The organism is Flavobacterium pectinovorum (assembly GCF_900142715.1).
GTDB classification, from domain to species: domain Bacteria; phylum Bacteroidota; class Bacteroidia; order Flavobacteriales; family Flavobacteriaceae; genus Flavobacterium; species Flavobacterium pectinovorum.
Map to the genome: position 1 here is coordinate 30,518 of NZ_FRBX01000010.1, position 20,449 is coordinate 50,966.

The window sequence follows — 20,449 nt, forward strand, 5'->3', positions numbered from 1 at the left end:
CAAAAAAAACAACTAACTACTAATACCAAACCAAAAAATGAAAAAAATACTAATCTCTATAATTGGCATTTTCGCTTTTACGCAAGTGTCATTATCCCAAAATTACGCAAACGATAAATTCCCGGACGGATCACCAATTTCAAATTGGTTTAAAGATTATACCAAGCTGCAGCTAAAAGATTTAGGCAAGCAATACGCCATAACAGATTTTGGCGTAGGTAAAGACAGTACCAAAATTCAAACCACAGCAATTCAAAAAGTAATTGACAAAGCAGCTGCAAATGGCGGAGGTGTAATTGTAATTCCTAAAGGAGTTTATTTAAGCGGAGCATTGTTTTTTAAACCAAAAACAGCTTTGTATGTTTTAGAAGGCGGAGTTTTAAAAGGTTCAGATAATATTGCTGATTTTCCGATAATGCCATCGAGAATGGAAGGGCAAAATCTGGATTATTTTCCAGCTTTGGTAAACGCTTACGGAGTTGATAATTTCTCTATTTCTGGAAAAGGAACCATCAACGGAAACGGAAAAAAATATTGGGAAGCATTCTGGCAAAGACGAAAAGAAAACCCAAAATGCACCAATCTTGAAGTTTCAAGACCAAGATTAGTTTTTGTATGGAATTCAAACAATGTACAATTACAAGATGTAAAATTGATAAATTCGGGTTTTTGGACAAACCATTTTTACAAATGTAATAATGTAAAAATGCTCGATTTGTATATATTTTCACCGCATGTTGGCGTAAAAGCACCAAGTACCGATGCGATCGACATTGATATTTGCACTAATTTTTTAGTAAAAGGCTGTTATCTGTCGGTTAATGATGATGCGATTGCCTTAAAAGGTGGAAAAGGACCGTATGCAGATCAGGATAAAAACAACGGACCAAATGCAAATATTATCATAGAAGACTGCAATTTCGGATTTTGTCATTCTTCTTTAACAAACGGAAGCGAATCAATTCACAACAGAAATGTAATTATGCGCAATTGTAAAATAGACGGCGCATCAAGAATGTTATGGCTTAAAATGCGTCCGGATACACCACAGCGCTATGAGTACATAAGAGTTGAAGATATTAAAGGAGAAGCAAAAACAGGTTTGGCCGTTTTTGCCTGGAAACAATTTTTTGATTTAAAAGGGCGAAAAGATATTCCGCTTTCTTACGGAGATAATATCACCTTAAAAAATATAGACTTAAAATGTGAGACTTTTTACGGAGTTGAAAATGATCCAAATGTTCGCTTATCCAATTTTACCTTCGAAAACTTAAACATTGAAACCGTTAAAACAAGTATCGACAAAAGTTTAATAAGCGGTGTAATATTTAAAAACGTCTATGTAAACAAACAATTGGTCGATTAGTTTGCAGAAGCAGATAGTTGTAAGAGTTTACCGTTGTATTGACTTTTGAGCATAATTTGTACTATAAAAAATGTCTGAAAATTGCCATTATACGGTGATTACTAAGCGATAAGATGAAATTTTCTTAAAAAAAGTTATTTTCGTAATGGATTGATAATGAATGATGAAGAAGATCAGTTAATCAAATATTAACTTTCGGGATAAAATGAGTGATAATTTTAACACTAAAGTTGCGTTATCTTTCAAGCAAACTTTTATTTTTGCGCCTTAATTTAACAAGTATAAGCATGAAAGATCTATTAGTAAAAATCAACGCCGAAATCGACACATTCAAAGCAGAGGCTGAATCATTAACTGAAAAAGGAGTTAAAGCTGCTGGACCTAGAGCTCGTAAAGCAACTTTAGAAATTGAAAAACTTTTAAAAGAATTCAGAAAAGTTTCTATCGAAGAATCAAAAAAATAATCTTTTTTGAACTAAAAAGATAAAACCTCGTTTAAGCAATTAAACGAGGTTTTCTTTTTTAATTATGAGTTATTAGTTATGAGTTTTTAGTTTAGTGATAAAATAATTCATAACTCATAATTCATAACCTAACTTTTTAATGCTTTCTGCAACGGTTTGGGCATTTAATTTGGCACCTTCAAAACCAGTGTGCGTATGATCTTTTGGAAAAAAATCTTTTACTTTTTCTTTACCTAAAGCTTCGTATTTTAATGCTACAATTTCATTTAAATCGATATAAAGAACACCTTCCTTATCAGCTGCTTCTTTTGACCATTTTCCATAAGTTTCTGTTCGTCTTTCAACTTTATCGTTGGGCCATTCGTTTCTTGGAGTTTGACTTAATACAATTACAACCGCACCTTTTTCTTTGGCTTCGCGAATAAATTTCTCCATGTACCAGCCAAAAGTATGAACAATTTCTTTTGATCCGTCCGGCAGAACAACTTCCTGAGTTTCATTTCCATTTCCTTTTAAAGAACCTCTGAATTTTTCCTTATCAACAGCTCCCACATCATTATGACCAAACTGAATTAAGATAAAATTTCCGGGCTGTAATTGGTTTTTAACCTCATTCCAAAGGCCTTCGTGATCAAAAGTTCTTGTGCTTCTTCCGCCTCGTGCTTTATTAATAACTTCAATTCTGGTGGTATCGCAAAATGTAGGAAAAGTGACGCCCCAGCCTACAGCATTTTCATCGTTATTATTTGCCATGGTAGAATCTCCAATTAAGAATACTTTTTTCTTTGGAGGAAAAACAATTTTTGGATCTTTCAAAATATAATTTTTCAGGGAATTTTTACTTTCCCTTAATCCATTAATAATAATAGAAGCCGAAAGTACAGCACCTTTTGCCGAGGTATGCGTATGATCTTTTTTGTAGAAATAAGTTCCCGTTACTTTTACTTCACCCATTTTTTCCATTTCCAAAGCCATTTTATTATTCAAATCAATAAAAGTGACTTTTTCTTTTTCAGCAATTTGTTTTGCCCATAATCCGTATGAATTATTGTTGCGTGGAACTTTACCGTTTTTCCAATCGTTTCTTGGAATTGGCGAACAAATTATCGGAATCGCCCCTTTTGATTTTGCTTCGCTAACTATTTTCTGAATATACCAGCCGTAAGTATGCACGGTTTCGTGTTTTTTGGTCAGGATATTATCAATTTCCTGCGTTTCATTTCCAATGCCTTTAATCGTTCCGCGTGCGCGAAGACTATCATTTATTGGTCCGTCGTCATTATGTCCAAACTGAATCAAAACATAATCGCCTTTTTTTAATTTGTCTAAAACCGGTGTCCATAAACCTTTATCCTGAAAAGTTCTGCTGCTTGTTCCGCCCAAGGCATGGTTTTCTACGCTAACTTTTGTAGTGTCTAAAAACTGACCAATATAATCTCCCCAGCCCCAAAGCCCGCCAGTTCCGTCGCCCTTGCCGTTTTTTACTGTAGAATCGCCGACCATAAAAACAGTTGGTTTGGAGTTTTGATCTTCTGAGAAACTGAAAAGTAACAAAGCGAGAGAAAGGACAGAAAAAATTTTAATTGATTTCATGAATGAGATAATTTGTCAATTAGATAATTAGATAATGTGAAGCTCTGGCTTTTTCAAAGTTTAAAAACTTTGAAAAAGCTAAGTAAACCTGAAACCTGAAACCTGAAACCTGAAACCTGAAACCTGAAACCTGAAACCTGAAACCTGAAACCTGAAACCTGAAACCTGAAACCTGAAACCTGAAACCTGAAACCTGAAACCTGAAACCTGAAACTATTTCAAAACTAACTATTCCATTTTTATATACTATCCTGTGCTATGATGTTAAAATATTATCGAATTATAAATTATTAAATTGTAAAAATCAGGTAGGTACAGGATGGTAAAACATAAAAAAACAAAGAAATTGCAATTGAATTGTCAAATATTTAGGATTTAGTTGATGATTAATTATAAGTAACACCCAATCGTGCATGAAGCTTACCATTACTAAAATACATTACACTCCAATTTTGATTTGCATATTTTTATTATGTTCAACGCTATCTTTTAGTCAGGAAAAACTAACGTCCCGAAAAATACACTATGTTCCGGACGGAAATAGTTTTGTGCTTAAAAATGGTACGCGAAAATTCAATAGAGCACTTTATGGCTCAAATACAGGATTTAGAGTAGAAACAGGGGATTTGCCGGAATTTGCTATGTATATGCCCGGAATGGGTGGGAATTTAAAGTTTGGCTTAGTAAACGGAAAAGAGAATAAATGGATTACAGAAGCTTCAAAAATTGAAACAAGATATGTTTTAGGAATAATGCAATATCAAATTCAGGATCCGGTTTTAGGATCCGGAAAATTGTTTATTGATGTCGTTGCTTTAAAAGAAAAAGAAGGTTTTGTTGTAAAAGTCTACGGTAAAAACGTATCAAAAAATACCAATTTAATCTGGGCATTTGGTGGCGCAACAGGTAAAAAGTTCAGTCGTGATGGAGATATTGGCGCAGATCCTGAATCTGTTTTTTATTTAAAACCAGAATATTGCACCAACAATAAATACACTTTAAAAAAAGAGTCATTTTTGTTGGAATATGGTTCAGAAAGCAACAAACAAAAAACAGGAAATAATAAAAATATAAACGGATTTTTTCCTGAATCTCAAATGCATTTAGCCAATGCGAACAGTCAAAATTCTCCCTTGGAATTGTTTAATTCTACTGCAGAATCATTGCCCGCTATTACAGGAAAAAGAAACTCAGTTGATGAAAAAGCACAATATTTTTTATTTTTATCAGAAGATTCAAAAGATAATTTTACCCAAAAAACAATAGCAGAACTTTACGAAAAATCAGTTAAGGAAACACAGACTTTAGCAAATAGAGTTAAAGTCGAAACTCCTGATCCATATATTAATACACTAGGTTCAGCGCTTTCAATTGCAGCCGACGGAATTTGGGAAAGTCCTGCATATCTTCATGGTGCCATTGCATGGCGAATGTACCTAAATGCCTGGCGTGGTGCTTATACTGCAGATCCTTTGGGATGGCATGACAGGGCAAAAACACATTTTACAAGCTACAGCAACTCGCAGGTTTTATCGCCAGAAAGTGGTCCGGTTGTTTTTGATGAAGAAAAAAATCTCGCACGTCAAAAAGAAGAAATCGGAACCTCGATGTTTAGCAGCGGTTATATTAGCCGTAATCCAAATAAAAATACTTTGGCGCATCATTATGATATGAATCTGGTATTCATAGATCAGATGTTGCGCCATTTTAAATGGACGGGCGACGTTGCTTTTATGAAAGAAATGTGGCCCACAATTCAAAGGCATTTAAACTGGGAAAAGCGAAATTTTGATGCTGATAATGACGGACTTTATGATGCATATGCAACTATTTGGGCGAGCGATGCACTGCAATACAGCGGTGGAGGCGTGATTCATTCTTCGGCATATAATTATTATGCAAATAAAACTGTTGCTGAGGTTGCCAAAATTGTAAACGCAGATACAAAGCCATTTTCTAATGAAGCCGACAAAATTTTAAAAGCCACAAACGATCAACTTTGGATTCCCAAAAAAGGAATTTTTGCCGAATATAAAGATGCTCTCGGAAATAGATTATTACACGATGTTCCCGGAATCTGGAGCATTTATCATACGATCGATTCAGAATTATCAAATCCTTTTGAAAGTTATCAAATGCTGAATTATGTCGATAAACAAATTCCGCATATTCCAATTTCAGTAGAAGGATTGGATAAAAAAGATTTGTACGTAATAAGTACAACCAATTGGCAGCCTTATACCTGGTCGATTAATAACGTGGCTCTTGCCGAGCAATTGCATACTTCATTGGCTTTTTGGCAAGGCGGAAAAAGTGAAGAAGCTTACAAAATGTGGGAAAGTGTTTTGATCGAAAGTATGTATTTGGGCGCATCACCCGGAGGTTTTGAGCAATTGTTGTATCAGGACGCAATACGTGGAGAATTATATCGTGATTTTGCAGATCCAATTGGTATGGCGTCGCGAACTTTAGTCGAAGGACTTTACGGAATTCAGCCTGATGCTCTAAAAGGCGTTTTAACTATTAAACCCGGTTTTTCTTCAAAATGGAACGAAGCTTCTTTAGAAATTCCGGATATTACTTTTTCTTTCAAAAGAGAAAATAAAAAAGAAACGTATCATATTGAGAATCGTTTAGGAACACAAATGAATTTGTGTTTGGTTGTAAACGCTCCTTTCGAAAACATTCAGGGTATTACTGTAAATGGTAAAATAGCCAGTTACAGAGCTGCTCCTCAAACAATAGAAAATCCTAAAATCATCATAGAAACACCGTATGCTAAAACTTATGATGTGGTTGTTAACTGGCGCGGAGGAACTATCGAAAAAATGCATCCAAAACCATTTTATACTTCAGGAGAAAATCTGGATATGCTGGTTTTTAAATCTCAAATCCTTTCTGTTTATGATCCGCAATCTGTTTTGGGAGAAATTTCGAATAAAGAAAAAATGCTTCATGCGACTGTAAACGGAGAGGGAAATAAGATGTTTTTTGTAAAATTGAAACAGGGAGAATTCTTTTGGTGGGAACCGATACACTTAAACATAAAAGCAAAAGAACAATCAAATGAAAAAGTCACAGATTGGGATAAACCTTTGGATAAATCGGTACGTGCAGAAACAATTTCTCTTTCATCCTTTTTCAATTCAAAAGTAACCGATATTTTTAATTACGAATATCTTTCGCCAAGACCGAAAACGGTAACATTACAATTACCAAAACAAGGAATTGGAAATTGGTGTTATCCAAACGTTTCGGTAAAAATTGATGACAAAGGATTGCGCGAAAAAGCAAAGGCAAACGGAAAAATTACAACTCCAAACGGGATTCCGTTTCAAACGCCTTCTGATGAAAATCAAAAAAATATAATCTTCACTTCGATGTGGGATAATTTTCCGGAAAGTATTGATATTCCGCTTGACGGAAAAGCTTCTCATACTTATTTTATGATGGCCGGAACTACAAACCCAATGCAAAGCCGAATTGTAAATGGTGAAATAAAAATAAATTATACGGATGGAACTTCGGATGTTTTAGAATTAAAAAATCCTGAAAACTGGTGGCCAATTGAACAGGATTATTTTATTGACGGACTTGCGTTTACAACTGATGCGCCAAAACCGCCAAGAGTTTATTTAAAAACAGGAGAAATTACAAGAGATTTTGCAGCTTTTAAAACCATAAAAGGTTTCTCAAATTATGGAGTTGAGGGAGGCGCAGGAACAATTTTGGATTTGCCTTTGGATAAAAATAAAACATTAAAAAGTTTGACTTTGAGAACTATCGCAAATGATGTTGTGATTGGTTTGATGAGTGTTACTTTAATTAGATAATTTTTTAATTAGAGAATGTGTCAATGAGATAATTAGATAATGCGTGGCTAACTTTGACAAAGCTTAGATAGTGATAAAAAAAGCTCAAGAGGAGCAATATATTTATAGAAACATTTTACCCATAGGAATTAAAGTCCCAGAGGGACGATATATAAATTATTAATTAGATAATGCATGTCAAAGCTTTGTCAAAGTTTAAAACTTTGACAAAGCTGCCGCAAATCAGAACCTGAAACTATCAAAACTAACCCTATATTCAAATGAAAAAATATCAATTAATTACTTTATTTCTATTTTCCGTTTCGATGTTTGCACAAAAAATAGACAGAAAAGCAGTAGTAACAAGACATAACGTGCAAATTACCGCTATCGATACTTTGGCTTCGTTAACTGTAGGTAATGGTGCTTTTGCTTTTACTGTAGACGCTACAGGCTTGCAGACTTTTCCAAAAAAATATGAAAACGGAATCCCGTTAGGAACGCAGTCAGAATGGGGTTGGGACAGTTATAAAAACACAAAAGGTTATAAGTTTTCAGAGACTTTAAGAGATTACAAACAATACGGAAGAGACATTTCATATACCGTTCAAATAAAAGAACCGGCGAGAAGAGTCGAAGCGGTGAATTGGTTTCGTCAAAATCCGCATTTACTGCAATTAGGAAATTTAGGTTTTGAAATCACCAAAAAAGACGGGACCACAGCAAAACCGGAAGACATAAAATCAATTGTTCAAAAACTGAATTTATGGTCTGGAGAAATCGAAAGTTATTTTGAAGTAGAAGGCATTCCGGTAACGGTTTTAACAGCTTCTCATCAGGAAAAAGATGCAATTGGCGTAAAAGTAAAATCAGATTTATTGCAGCTAAAACGCTTGAAAATTAGCTTAAGAATTCCGTTTCCAACCGGAGATTGGGCAGATATGGGAACACAATGGGAAGGAAAACAAGATTATAAAAGTACTCTTGTAGAAAAGTCTAAAAATGAAGCTGTTGTAACGCACATAATGGACAGTATTTCTTATCATGTAAATTTGATGTGGAAAGGAAATGTGCAAATTAAAAAAAACTCAGATCATTATTTTGTTGTTGAAGCTTCGAATACGAATGTTTTAGAATTGAGCTGTCTTTTTGCTTTAGCAGAAAAAAAAGCAGCAAATTCTTCTTTCGCAGAAATTGAAAATAGCAGTATAAAAGGCTGGGAAAAATTCTGGAAAAGTGGTGCAGCTGTAGATTTTTCAGGAAGTACAGATAAGCGTGCTAATGAATTAGAAAGACGGGTTATTCTATCTCAATATCTTACCAAAGTGCAATGTACAGGAAAAGTTCCACCACAGGAAACAGGATTAACCTATAACAGTTGGTACGGAAAACCGCATTTAGAAATGCATTGGTGGCATGGCGTTCATTTTGCACTTTGGAACAGACCGGAACTATTAGAAAAAAGCCTGCCATGGTATCAAAAGGTTTTTGATAAAGCAAAAAACATAGCCAAAAGACAAGGTTTTGAAGGTGCAAGATGGCAAAAAATGACCGATCCTGATGGAAATGAAAGTCCATCGTCTGTAGGTTCATTTTTGATTTGGCAACAGCCCCATTTTATTACTTATGCCGAATTAATATACAGAGCAAATCCAACAAATAAAACCTTGAATTTGTATAGCGAACGCGTTTTTGCTACGGCAGATTTTATGGCTTCGTTTGCTAATTATGATGCTAAAAATGATCGATATGTTTTGGGACCGGGTGTAATTCCTGCTCAAGAACGCTTTAAGGCGATGGAAACTTTTAACCCAACTTATGAATTAGCATATTGGAATTGGGCGTTAAAAACAGCAATCGAATGGAAGAAAAAACTAAATCAGAAAGTACCTGAAAAATGGGAAACCGTTTTGGCTAAATTATCAAAATTACCCGTTTCAGATCAGGTTTATCTGGCTACGGAAAGTGCGACAGATTCATACACAAATCCAGAATTTAAAACCGATCATCCATCTGTATTGGGAACTTTCGGAATGCTTCCTGAAACATCTCTTTTAGATAAAAAAATCATGAAAAATACGTTTGATCTGGTTTGGAAAACCTGGTCATGGGACAAAACCTGGGGATGGGATTTCCCGATGACAGCTATGTCTGCAGCACGTTTGCAAATGCCGGAAAAAGCGATTGATGCCCTTTTTATGAACGTAACAACAAATACGTATTTAAAAAACGGACATAATTATCAGGCAGAAAGACTAACATTATACCTTCCCGGAAACGGCGGATTATTAACCGCAGTCGCCATGATGTGCGCCGGTTGGGACGGATCGACTGAAGAAAATCCCGGTTTCCCGAAAGATGGAACCTGGAAAGTGAAGAGTGAAGGATTTAAGAAAATGTTTTGAGTGAGAAATGGCACACGGATGACGCGGGTTTAAACGGGTTAACGCGGATTTTTTATTGTTTTGTCATTTCGAGGAACGAGAAATCGCATCCAGAGAGCGACGAACTGTGTGGTTACGTTATGTGATTTCTCCTCTGTCGAAATGACAATACAGCGAAAAAAAATAAAAAAAATCAGCGACAATCTGCCTAAACCCGCGTCATCCGCGTGCCATTACAATCCAACAAAAAAAAACTAATTATGAAAAATAAACTTTTACTAACCTTCTTGTTTTTATCAGGTTCACTATTTGCACAAAAACAAATGGAAAACCTTAACCGCGGCGTTATCGCAGTAAAAAACAACAATCAGTTTTTTATAGGATGGCGTGTTTTAGGAACAGATCCTGATGATTTGGCTTTTAATTTATACCGTAAAAGCGGAATAAAAAAAGCAATCAAACTGAATGAAAAACCAATTCTTGGAGCGACAAATTTTATTGATACGAAAGCAAATCCTAAGGAAGAAAATACCTGGTTTGTAAAAACGGTTTTAAAAGGAAAAGAAACGGATGCAAAAGGAAGTTTTACAATTCCTGCCGAAAGTCCGGATAAAGAGTATTTGTCGATTGTGCTAAAACCCGTTGAAGGTTATATCCCAAATGATCTTTCGGTGGGAGATTTAGATGGCGACGGACGTTACGATTTGATTGTACACATGACGGGAAAAGCGCATGATAACTCGCATACCGGAATTACAGATCCGCCTATATTTCAGGCGTATACTTTGGATGGGAAATTTTTATGGCAAATTAATTTAGGAAAGAACATCCGCGAAGGCGCACATTATACACAGTTTATGGTGTATGACTTGGATGGTGACGGGATTTCTGAATTGGTTTGCAAAACTGCCGACGGAACAACAGACAGTGCAAATAATGTAGTAGGCGATGCATCAAAAGATTGGGTTGATCGGGATGAAAAATCGCCAACTTATGGTAAAATTCTAAAAGGCCCTGAATATCTTTCGGTTTTTAATGGAAGAAACGGAAAGCTGGTTACAACGGTTGATTACATTGCAGAAAGAGGTGATCTCGCAGGCTGGGGCGGAAGAGGCGGCAGCGGAGGAAATGATACAAAAGGCAACAGAATAGATCGTTTTACGGCTTGTGTTGCTTATTTAGACGGCATTCATCCGAGCGTTGTGATGTGTAGAGGTTATTACGGAAGAACGGTTTTGGCAGCCTGGGATTTTAAAAATAACAAACTCACTTCGAGATGGGTTTTTGATAGTAAAGATGCCGAGAATCCGTATTCCGGAATGGGAAATCACGGACTTACGGTTGCTGATGTTGATAACGACGGAAAAGATGAAATTATCTACGGCGCAATGTGCGTGGATGACGATGGAAAAGGTTTGTACACAACTGGTTTTAGACACGGTGATGCGTTGCATGTTTCTGATCTTGATCCTGATATTCCGGGTTTGGAAGCATTTGGAATTCATGAAATTGAAAACGGAACAACAGGTCCGGGAGTTACTTTGTTTGCTGCTGCAGATGGCAAAGTTTTATTTACAGATTCTCCAAACGAAGATGTTGGCCGTGGCGTTGCCGATAATATTGATCCAACCCGAAAAGGAGCGCAATGCTGGTGGTCTGGATCTCCTGATTTGCATGATATAAAAGGCAAGCCGATTGGAAAAGCACCAACATCAACGAATTTTTTAATTTATTGGGATGGAGATACTTCTAGAGAATTGCTCAACTCTAATTATATTGATAAGTATAATGCTGGGAGATTGTTTACAGCAACGGGCGCAGCTTCAAATAACGGGACAAAATCGACTCCGGCGCTTTCTGCAGATATTTTGGGCGATTGGCGGGAAGAACTGATTCTAAGATCTGAAGACAATAAAGAATTACGAATTTACTCCACCACAATTCCAACCGAAATCAGGCAATATACTTTAATGCATGATCCACAATATAGGTTGAGCGTTGCCTGGCAAAATGTGGGTTACAATCAGCCGCCGCATACGAGTTTTTATATGGGAAAAGACATGAAACCCGCACCAAAACCTAATATTGTTTTAATGCCTGTTAAGAAATAAAAGAAAAGCGTTCCGTTTTAAATCGGAACGCTTTTTTAAATTATTATTTACTGTTTTTTCAAAGTATTAATTTCATCGGCAGAAACTTTAATAACAGTTCCGTGGCGTGTTCCTTCGGGAAAACTAATTTGTTCCGAAATATCTTCCCAGCCATTTGAGGTTTCTTTTACTGCGCCGTATTTCTTCAAAGTATACTTGTCAAAATAAACAATCCAGTTGTTATTAATTTTAATTGCTGTTGGTCCTTCTGCCCAATAATTTCCTGTAATAGGCTCACTTGCTTTGCTGTAAGGTCCTGTTAGGTTTTTACTTCGGGCAATTTTGATATTCTTCTGCACCGGATTTCGGGTTTCATCTTTTAAAAACATCACAAATTCCTGATCTTGTTTTACAATCGTAGCATCTATTACATTAAATCCGGGTTCGTAAAGCAATTTTGTTTTTGCAAATTTTTTAAAATCTTTGGTTGTTGTATAATAAATACGATGATTGTATCCTTTTTCTTCTTCTGATTTTGTTTCGGGAAATTTTCCATCAATTGTCGAAGCCCAATAAATCATGTATGTTTTTGATTTTTCGTCATAAGTAATTTCGGGCGCCCAAGTATTTCGGGTTTTTTCTTCATATGCCATTACGGGAATAAACTCTTGTTTTGACCAATGAATCAAATCTTTAGAAGAAGCATAACCAATGCCTTTATCAGTCCAGCTCACCGTCCAGACCATATGATATAAGCCATCGCCACCTTTAATCACACAGGGATCACGCATCAGTTTGTCTTTCCCTACTTCGGGAGTTAAAAATGATGTGTCGTTTTTTAAAGCAATCCATTTGTAACCATCATCGCTATAAGCCAAATGTAGACCATCTTCTCCATTTCCTTTAAAATAAGTAAATATATATCCGTCTGGAGTTTTATGCTGAGATTCCACCGGAATTGCCATCCAAAAACAAATAAAAAACAATACGGTTTTTAGATTTTTTAATGCGCTTGATTTCTTCATAAAAAATGATTTTCAAAGGTATTTTTCTTCATTAGTAAAAGTATAATTAATGCATAAAAATCCCATCCTGCAAAATCATTTTTGTTTAAAATTTGAATCATTATTATGTGTTTTGTTGTGTAAATTTTCACAAATATAAAATAACCATCAATTTACACGATCGTATTTTTATTTGATAATTTTTTACAAATAAAAATATGATATCTATAATTAAAATCTCATTTTGTTTTGATATTACTATTTGGGTTTGTTTTTATTTCTTGTTTATTGAAAATCAAGTAGTTGACGATTATTTTGGTTAAAAAAATCTTAATAATGTGTTGTAATGCATTGAAAACTAACAGGATACTACAGGATGGTAAGAAAATTACTTCTGGATAAATTTGAGTAGCTAACTATTAATTAACCAAATTAACTTTTATGAAAAACAAATTAAGTTTTCTGTTGGTGATAGCTTTGATTGCACTCCTTCATGCATCAGCTTTTGCACAGAACAAAGTAGTTAAAGGTACAATTACAGACGGAACCGGATTACCCGTTCCAGGTGTTAATGTCCTCATTAAAGGAACCCCGAATGGTGTAAGTACAGATATGGACGGAAGTTATTCCATCAGTGTTGCATCGGGTGCTGTTCTTGTTTACAGTTTTATTGGTTTTAAAAAACAGGAAATCACTGTTGGAAATTCAAATGTTTACAATGTTGTCCTTAAAGAAGAGGATAATTCTCTCGAAGAAGTTGTTGTCGTTGGTTATGGTGTAAAAAAGAAAAAAGATCTTACAGGCTCGATTGTAAGCGTAGGCGCTGAGGAAATCGCTTCAAGGCCCGTTGTAAATGCGGTACAGGCAATGCAAGGAAAAGCAGCCGGAGTAGATATTACGACAAATGAGCGTCCGGGTACGGTTGGAACGGTTACTATTCGTGGCGCACGTTCTATTTCAGCATCCAATGCCCCGCTTTATGTGGTAGATGGAATTCCGTTAAATTCAAGATTAATTACCGATTCAAGCACAGGGAAAATTAGTGTGGATCCGAATTCTGGTGGAATCGATTTTTTGAACCCTACGGATATTGAAACGATTGATGTTTTAAAAGATGCTTCTGCCACAGCTATTTATGGTTCACGTGGTGCAAACGGAGTTATTATTGTAACGACAAAAAAAGGTAAAAACGGAAGATTTACTTTAAATTATGATACATCGATTATGTTCGAAACCATTCATGAAAATGCACCCATGATGAATTCGGCAGAATATATCGAATTTCGCCGTTGGGGAAGGTATTATTCCAATCCCGGTGCTTTTCCAAAAGGAGATGCACCAACAATTGAAAATGACAAATTAATTTTTCTGGCTTCCGCCGATCCTTCTGCGTGGGCCAATATTGAAAAAGGATGGAGAGATAGCGACGGAAATTTAACCGCAACATGGGATGGCTCAAAAGTAGGAACTACAGACTGGACAAAATTTGTAACCCGAACCGGAATTACACAACAGCATACCATTGGCGTAAGCGGAGGAACAGAAAAAATGAAAGCCTACGGTTCTTTTGGATATCTCAACAATACCGGAACACTAAAAGGGCAAGGCTACGTGCGTTATAGTGGTACAGCAAGTGTTGACATTACACCAACAAAATGGTTCCAGATGGGAGTAAGTCTTAACACAAGTTATGGCGTTAATGAATACGGACAATCAAATGTGGGTAGAACTGCCGTTACAACTACTACTGGAATTTATGCTACAGCCCGTACAAATCTTCCATACGCGGTGCCGTATGACAATAACGGAGTACGAATTGATAATCCCGGAGGAGATTCTACAATAAGAACTCCTGTTGATGAAGATAAATATTCTCAGGATCAGCGTGTTTCATTACGTGCTTTTGGTAGTTTATATGCACAGTTGGATTTTGGTGCTTTTTCGTCTAAACTGGATGGTTTAAAATACCGAATTAATTTTGGTCCCGATATTACGTCTTATCGTGATGGTGTTTATTTAGATGGAAAATCGGCCATTCGTTCCGGAACAAGTTTTGCTTCTTTATACAATGAAAGATCAATTTCGTACACGCTGGACAATCTGATTTTTTACAATAAAGCAGTAGGAAATCATAACTTCGGAGCTACTTTGTTAATGAGCCAGACAGAATATCACAATGAACAAAGTTCAATGTCTGCGAATGATATAAAAAATCCTGCCAACAAATGGAATGCCTTAAATCCTGCTAATGTTACGCTTGCAGGTTATTCTTCCGGTTTAACCGATACAGGTTTGTTATCCTACATGGGAAGAGTAAATTACGGTTATGACGACAAATATTTACTTACGGCTTCTGGTCGTTTTGACGGGGCTTCTCAATTAGCTCCAGACAAAAGATGGGCCTTTTTTCCGAGTGCTTCTGTAGCGTGGGTGATCAACAAAGAAAAATTTCTGGAAAATGTAAGCTGGCTTAACCAATTAAAAATGAGAGTAGGGTATGGTGTTACCGGTAATGCTGCAGTTCCTGCTTATGCTACTCAGCCGCCTTTAATAGGGATCGTTTATCCAAACGGATCCGGTGTTACAAATAATACTTCTTTTGGAAATTTGCAATTGGGCTGGGAGCAGACTTCGCAGTTTAATTACGGAATTGATTTTTCTATGTTTAATAACAGAATTTCAGGTGCTTTAGATTATTACACTAGCAAAACCACAGATTTGTTATTAAAAAGTAGCGTTCCTACCACTCTTGGTGTAAAAGACACGTATCAAAATGTTGGTGAAACAGAAGGAAACGGAGTCGAACTTACGTTGAATACTGTAAACGTAACTTTAAAAGATTTTGAGTGGAGTTCTAATTTTAGCGGATCGTATCAGCAAAGTAAAATTGTATCGCTTCAAAATGGAAAATTTGATGATATCAACAACAATTTATTTATTGGAGAATCGCAAAATGTAATTTACGGTTTTGCTTCAAACGGAATATGGAAACCCGAAGATGCAGTAGAAATGGCAAAATTTAATACTGCAGCAGGTTCGAATATTTTTTCATTTGGAAATGCCAGACCTGTGGATCAAAATGGAGATTATAAAATTGATGCTAATAATGACCGTGTTATTATCGGTTCAAAAGATCCAAAATATATTGTGGGTTTAACCAATACTTTCGTATACAAAAATGTCGAATTATCTTTCTTTGTTTACGGTCGAATGGGCTATTTGTATGATACTTTAGGAGAAAACGAAGGTGCAAAAGGAAGTCAGCGAGCCATTAATTATTACACAGATAATAATACAAATGCCGAGTATCAAAAACCAATTTATTCTGCCGGAACAGGAGATCCTTATTTTCCTGTTTTAGGATATCGAAACGGAGCATTCTTAAAAATGCGAAACATCTCGTTAGGCTATCATTTTGATAAAGATTTAATACAAAAACTAGGAATTTCTAAAATGAAATTATACTGTCAGGCGACAAATCCGGGAATGATTTTCTCCAAAGTTAAATGGACAGATCTGGATACGCAGACAACAGCTTCAAACAGAGGTGTGACTTTAGGTTTAAATGTAGAATTCTAATTAAACTAAAAAAATCATTATGAAAAATTATAAAAAACAATATATCAGTTTGATGCTTGTTACTGTTTTACTTTTAAGCAGTTCATGCAACAAAGATTTTCTTGACGAAGAATTAACTACAGCTTATACTCAGGAATATTATAAAACCGAATCCGGAATTCAGGCTTTGGCAATTGGAACTTATTATCAGGTATTTGCTGCAGAATTTGCAACAGAAATTCCGCTTACGGCAACAGAATCAGGAACAGATGAATTTCATGCGGGAGGAGATCCATCCAATTGGATCTGGAATTCGTATTCTTCAGGATTTAAGGCATTTGTAACCGTTTCTAATGCCAATACAGTTGCCGCCAATACCAATTGGGATAATTTATATATCGGAATCGGGAATGCCAATCAACTAATAGAATCAGCAACAGCAATTGCATCAACCAACGATGCGATTAAAAAAACAGCTTTAGGTGAAGGCTATTTTTTAAGAGCTTTTAATTATTTAAAATTAGTGAATCAATATGGAGGTGTTCCTTTAAAATTAACCACAAGTTCTACAGTTGAATTAGAATTTACCAGAGCAACCCCGCAACAAGTTTTAGAACAGGTAATTGCAGATTTTACTCAAGCTTATAATTTATTGAGTAATGCAGGCGCCCCGGCAAAAATTACAAAAGATGCCGCAGCACATTATTTGGCAAAAGCCTATTTAACACGTGCGAGTGAAATAAATGATACCTGGAATTCGGCCACAAAACTTACAGATTTACAGCAAGTGGTAACTTTATCAGATGAAGTAATTGCACATCATCCATTGGCTTCAAATTTTATGGAGTTATGGAATTATACTGTTGCAGATGGAGCAAATGAAAAACTTCCGGAGTTAATTTTATCAGCCCAATTTAATGCCAGTACATTAACGACAGGAGGAAATCAGCAACATTTGCATTTTCTTTCAACTTATGATCAGCTTCCGCAAATGCGACGTAATCTTGCTGGAGGAAGACCTTTTAGCCGTTTAGCGCCAACTTATTTTGTATATGATGTTTATGATCATGTTAACGATTCCCGTTTCTGGAAAAGTTTCCAGACCAAAAGCATTATCAACAACAAATCCGGAAATTATTATAATAACGGTGATTTAGGAATCATGTATATCGTTAATAATGCAGGTGATACCCGTTTCGCAAAAACTAAAAATACAGATGCCATAGTTGATGTAAAAACCGGAAAAACAGTTCCGAGTGTTTATGTAGCCTATGCCGCAGACAATATTGGTTTGATGGCCGATGTAAGATTTCCGTCTTTAAGCAAACATTTAGATGGAAACAGAATTGATTTGAGTAATACAAAAGGCTCGCGTGATATTATTTTAGCGCGTTCTGCAGAAACCTATTTGCAGGCAGCAGAGGCAAAAATACGTTTGGCACAAATAGGCGGCGCTACATTTTCGGATGCGTTACCTTATATCAACGCCGTAAGAACTCGTGCCCAATACAAAGCGGGAGAAAATCGTGCTGCTTACACAGATGGTTCTGCAGCCTATACAACGACAGGTCAGGCAGGAATTCCGATTTCTTTTGTTCCTGAAAATTCCTATTATGAGTCAAATAACATTCCTGTATCAACAGCTGCAACAAGTTTGGCAATTACCAGTATTGGGGCTTTGCCTTTAGAAGATCAGGCGGTAATTTCAAAATTAGGATATGCAGGTGATTATGACCGAATGCTGTGTTTAATCTTAAACGAACGCACCAGAGAACTTTGTGGAGAATTTCATCGTTGGGAAGATTTAAGCAGAACCAAAACTTTGATAGCCAGAGCAAAAGCCTACAATATTGAAGCGAATCCAAATATTCAGGATTTCCATCATCTGCGTCCTATTCCGCAAACTTTCCTTGATGGAGTTTATGCAAATGGAAGACCGTTGACCGCCTCAGAAAAAGATGCCATGCAGAATCCTGGATACTAGATTTATTGAACACAAATTTCAAACACGAATTTCACGAATTGTCACGAATTATGGTTCGTGAAATAATTTCACAAGCAAAGTTACCATCCAGATTTGTGCTAATTAATGAAATTAGTGTTGATTTCTAATTAATACTATTCAAACACGAATTTCACGAATTATCACGAATTACTAGTTTGTGAAATTAATTGAACAAATTAAGATAACCATCCAGATTTGTGCAAATTAGTGAAATTCGTGTTTGTTTTAATAACTTCACAATACATTAGAATATGCAAAACAACGCAACAATTCGAAATGCTTTTAAAATGAAATTAAAGCCTGGTTTTGAAGCTGAATATAAAAAAAGGCATGACGAAATTTGGCCGGAATTGGTAAAACTACTTTCAGAAACGGGAATTCAGGATTATAGTATTTTTTTAGATGAAGAAACCCTGATACTTTTTGCAGTCCAGAAAATTAGTCCCGACTTTGATCAGAAGTATTTGCCCAATCATCCAATAGTAAAAACGTGGTGGGCCTATATGGCTGATATTATGGAAACCAACCCGGATAATTCGCCGGTTGCCATTTCATTAAAAGAAGTTTTTCATTTAGATTAAATGATCATTAAAAAAAGGTTTTTATATATAATGTTGCAACTCCTACAAGGTTGAAAAAAAACCGTGCAGGATAATCAAAAAAAATGAAACTAGAAGTCAATTTATTAATAATCGAACTCAGGTTTTTAACCAACTACAATTATGAAGTATAAACCAGCCAAAATAATAACATTTTTCACTTTCGGAATATGTTTTTCTATAAATGCCCAAACAAACGACGTAACTACGCCATTGCATTTAATGCAGCCCGATTATGTAACGCCGTATGTAATTCCTGAAAAAAACAATATCGAAAATGTATTGAATAGAGTTTATGTTTTTCTCGAAGAAAATACAGCTTCAAAAGTTATAAATGCTAATGATAATTCAGAAATAAAAGATTTTAAAAAAGTAAAGGGAAAAATCAAATTTGCCCCAGGAGCATTTCGGTTAACAAGTTACGAATGGGGTGTAACCTATGCAGGAATGCTTTTAGCAGCCGAAGCAACCGGAAACAAACAATATTCAGATTATACAAATAAGCGTATAAAACTCATTGCAGATGTCGCAGAAAATTATAAAACCGAAAATCTAAAAGATTCTCCCGTACATACCGTTTTAAATCCAAGAGCTTTAGACGATGCGGGCGCTTTGTGTGCTGCATTTATAAAAGCCAAAAAAGCAGGAATTAATGCCAATGTAGATCCTGTAATAAATAATTTTATTCAATACATAAGCGAAAAAGAATTTCGCTTAAAAGACGGAACACTCGCCAGAAACCGTCCGCAGGACAACACACTTTGGTTAGATGATATGTTTATGAGTGTGCCCGCGCTTGCGCAAATGGGCAGTTATACAGGCGATGTAAAATATTATGACGATGCCGTAAAGCAGGTCAATCAGTTTTCTCAAAGAATGTTCAATTCTCAAAAAGGAATTTATATGCACGGCTGGGTAGAATCTATGCAGGTTCATCCTGAGTTTCATTGGGCCAGAGCCAATGGCTGGGCGGTGATGACAATGGTAGAATTATTAGAAGTTTTACCAAAAAATCATCCCGGATATCCGCAGGTTTTAGCACAGCTTCAAAAACACATTGCAGGTTTATTGCAATATCAGGACGGAACCGGTTTTTGGCATCAATTATTAGATAGAAATGATACCTACTTAGAAACTTCGGCGACAGCCATATACACTTACGCTATTGCCAGAGCCATAAACCGTGGTTATGTCGACAAACTGGCTTACACACCCGCCGTTGTTTTAGCGTGGAATGCAGTTGCCTCAAAAGTAAATGCAAAAGGTCAGGTTGAAGGAACCTGCGTAGGAACCGGAATGGGTTTTGATCCAGCATTTTATTACTATCGGCCCGTAAATTTATATGCCGCGCATGGCTACGGTCCCGTTTTATTGGCCGGAGCCGAAATGATTTTGCTTTTGAAAAACACCCAGTTTGAGATTAATGATAGTTCAATACAGGTGAAAGGATAGAAGTTTCATGTTTTCTTTGTTTCAGGTTTCAAGTTTAAACTTTTGTCTATAAACTAAAGTTTACACATAAATTCTCTCGCAGAGACGCAAAGGCGCAAAGTTTTATTTTTAAGTTAATGATT

General features: G+C 35.9%; 11 protein-coding genes. 9 read left to right on the top strand and 2 right to left on the bottom strand.

The window, feature by feature from the left end; translation table 11 throughout:
* The first annotated feature begins 37 nt into the window (after positions 1–37).
* The gene (locus tag BUE22_RS23230; protein WP_073398341.1) at positions 38–1,366 is read left to right on the top strand and encodes a rhamnogalacturonidase; all 1,329 of its coding nucleotides are present in this window, start codon (positions 38–40) and stop codon (positions 1,364–1,366) included.
* Between the two features lie 287 nt (positions 1,367–1,653).
* Complete coding sequence (locus tag BUE22_RS23235) at positions 1,654–1,830, top strand: histone H1 (protein WP_042566514.1); 177 nt, start codon at positions 1,654–1,656, stop codon at positions 1,828–1,830.
* Between the two features lie 114 nt (positions 1,831–1,944).
* On the opposite strand, the gene BUE22_RS23240 is transcribed toward BUE22_RS23235, so the two are convergent.
* Complete coding sequence (locus tag BUE22_RS23240) at positions 1,945–3,423, bottom strand: rhamnogalacturonan acetylesterase (protein WP_073398342.1); 1,479 nt, start codon at positions 3,421–3,423, stop codon at positions 1,945–1,947.
* A gap of 413 nt (positions 3,424–3,836) precedes the next feature.
* On the opposite strand from BUE22_RS23240, the gene BUE22_RS23250 reads away from it, so the two are divergent.
* The 3 genes from BUE22_RS23250 (at position 3,837) to BUE22_RS23260 (ending at position 11,730) form a co-directional block, all read left to right on the top strand.
* On the top strand, positions 3,837–7,256 hold the full coding sequence (locus tag BUE22_RS23250) for a DUF4450 domain-containing protein (protein ID WP_073398343.1): 3,420 nt from the start codon (positions 3,837–3,839) through the stop codon (positions 7,254–7,256).
* Between the two features lie 260 nt (positions 7,257–7,516).
* On the top strand, positions 7,517–9,640 hold the full coding sequence (locus BUE22_RS23255; protein ID WP_073398344.1) for a hypothetical protein: 2,124 nt from the start codon (positions 7,517–7,519) through the stop codon (positions 9,638–9,640).
* A gap of 239 nt (positions 9,641–9,879) precedes the next feature.
* A complete protein-coding gene (locus BUE22_RS23260) occupies positions 9,880–11,730 on the top strand; it encodes a rhamnogalacturonan lyase (RefSeq protein ID WP_073398345.1) in 1,851 nt (616 codons plus the stop codon).
* A 47-nt stretch (positions 11,731–11,777) separates the two neighbouring features.
* Here the strand turns inward: BUE22_RS23260 and BUE22_RS23265 are convergent, their stop codons facing one another.
* Positions 11,778–12,734, bottom strand: a complete 957-nt coding sequence (locus BUE22_RS23265; RefSeq protein ID WP_084540322.1) for a glycoside hydrolase family 43 protein — start codon at positions 12,732–12,734, stop codon at positions 11,778–11,780.
* A gap of 420 nt (positions 12,735–13,154) precedes the next feature.
* Between BUE22_RS23265 and BUE22_RS23270 the strand changes: the two genes are divergently transcribed.
* The 4 genes from BUE22_RS23270 (at position 13,155) to BUE22_RS23285 (ending at position 20,327) form a co-directional block, all read left to right on the top strand.
* On the top strand, positions 13,155–16,292 hold the full coding sequence (locus BUE22_RS23270; RefSeq protein WP_073398346.1) for a SusC/RagA family TonB-linked outer membrane protein: 3,138 nt from the start codon (positions 13,155–13,157) through the stop codon (positions 16,290–16,292).
* A gap of 19 nt (positions 16,293–16,311) precedes the next feature.
* A complete protein-coding gene (locus tag BUE22_RS23275) occupies positions 16,312–18,255 on the top strand; it encodes a RagB/SusD family nutrient uptake outer membrane protein (protein ID WP_073398347.1) in 1,944 nt (647 codons plus the stop codon).
* A 272-nt stretch (positions 18,256–18,527) separates the two neighbouring features.
* A complete protein-coding gene (rhaM, locus tag BUE22_RS23280) occupies positions 18,528–18,857 on the top strand; it encodes an L-rhamnose mutarotase (RefSeq protein WP_073398348.1) in 330 nt (109 codons plus the stop codon).
* A 141-nt stretch (positions 18,858–18,998) separates the two neighbouring features.
* Complete coding sequence (locus BUE22_RS23285) at positions 18,999–20,327, top strand: glycoside hydrolase family 88/105 protein (protein ID WP_073398349.1); 1,329 nt, start codon at positions 18,999–19,001, stop codon at positions 20,325–20,327.
* Positions 20,328–20,449: the final 122 nt, after the last annotated feature.

Excerpts from the sequence above, each read along its gene's own strand:
- rhaM (WP_073398348.1), top strand. The coding sequence starts at position 18,528 with ATGCAAAACAACGCAACAATTCGAAATGCTTTTAAAATGAAATTAAAG.
- BUE22_RS23260 (WP_073398345.1), top strand. The coding sequence starts at position 9,880 with ATGAAAAATAAACTTTTACTAACCTTCTTGTTTTTATCAGGTTCACTA.
- BUE22_RS23275 (WP_073398347.1), top strand. The coding sequence starts at position 16,312 with ATGAAAAATTATAAAAAACAATATATCAGTTTGATGCTTGTTACTGTT.
- BUE22_RS23250 (WP_073398343.1), top strand. The coding sequence starts at position 3,837 with ATGAAGCTTACCATTACTAAAATACATTACACTCCAATTTTGATTTGC.
- BUE22_RS23240 (WP_073398342.1), bottom strand. The coding sequence starts at position 3,423 with ATGAAATCAATTAAAATTTTTTCTGTCCTTTCTCTCGCTTTGTTACTT.
- BUE22_RS23255 (WP_073398344.1), top strand. The coding sequence starts at position 7,517 with ATGAAAAAATATCAATTAATTACTTTATTTCTATTTTCCGTTTCGATG.
- BUE22_RS23235 (WP_042566514.1), top strand. The coding sequence starts at position 1,654 with ATGAAAGATCTATTAGTAAAAATCAACGCCGAAATCGACACATTCAAA.
- BUE22_RS23285 (WP_073398349.1), top strand. The coding sequence starts at position 18,999 with ATGAAGTATAAACCAGCCAAAATAATAACATTTTTCACTTTCGGAATA.
- BUE22_RS23230 (WP_073398341.1), top strand. The coding sequence starts at position 38 with ATGAAAAAAATACTAATCTCTATAATTGGCATTTTCGCTTTTACGCAA.
- BUE22_RS23265 (WP_084540322.1), bottom strand. The coding sequence starts at position 12,734 with ATGAAGAAATCAAGCGCATTAAAAAATCTAAAAACCGTATTGTTTTTT.
- BUE22_RS23270 (WP_073398346.1), top strand. The coding sequence starts at position 13,155 with ATGAAAAACAAATTAAGTTTTCTGTTGGTGATAGCTTTGATTGCACTC.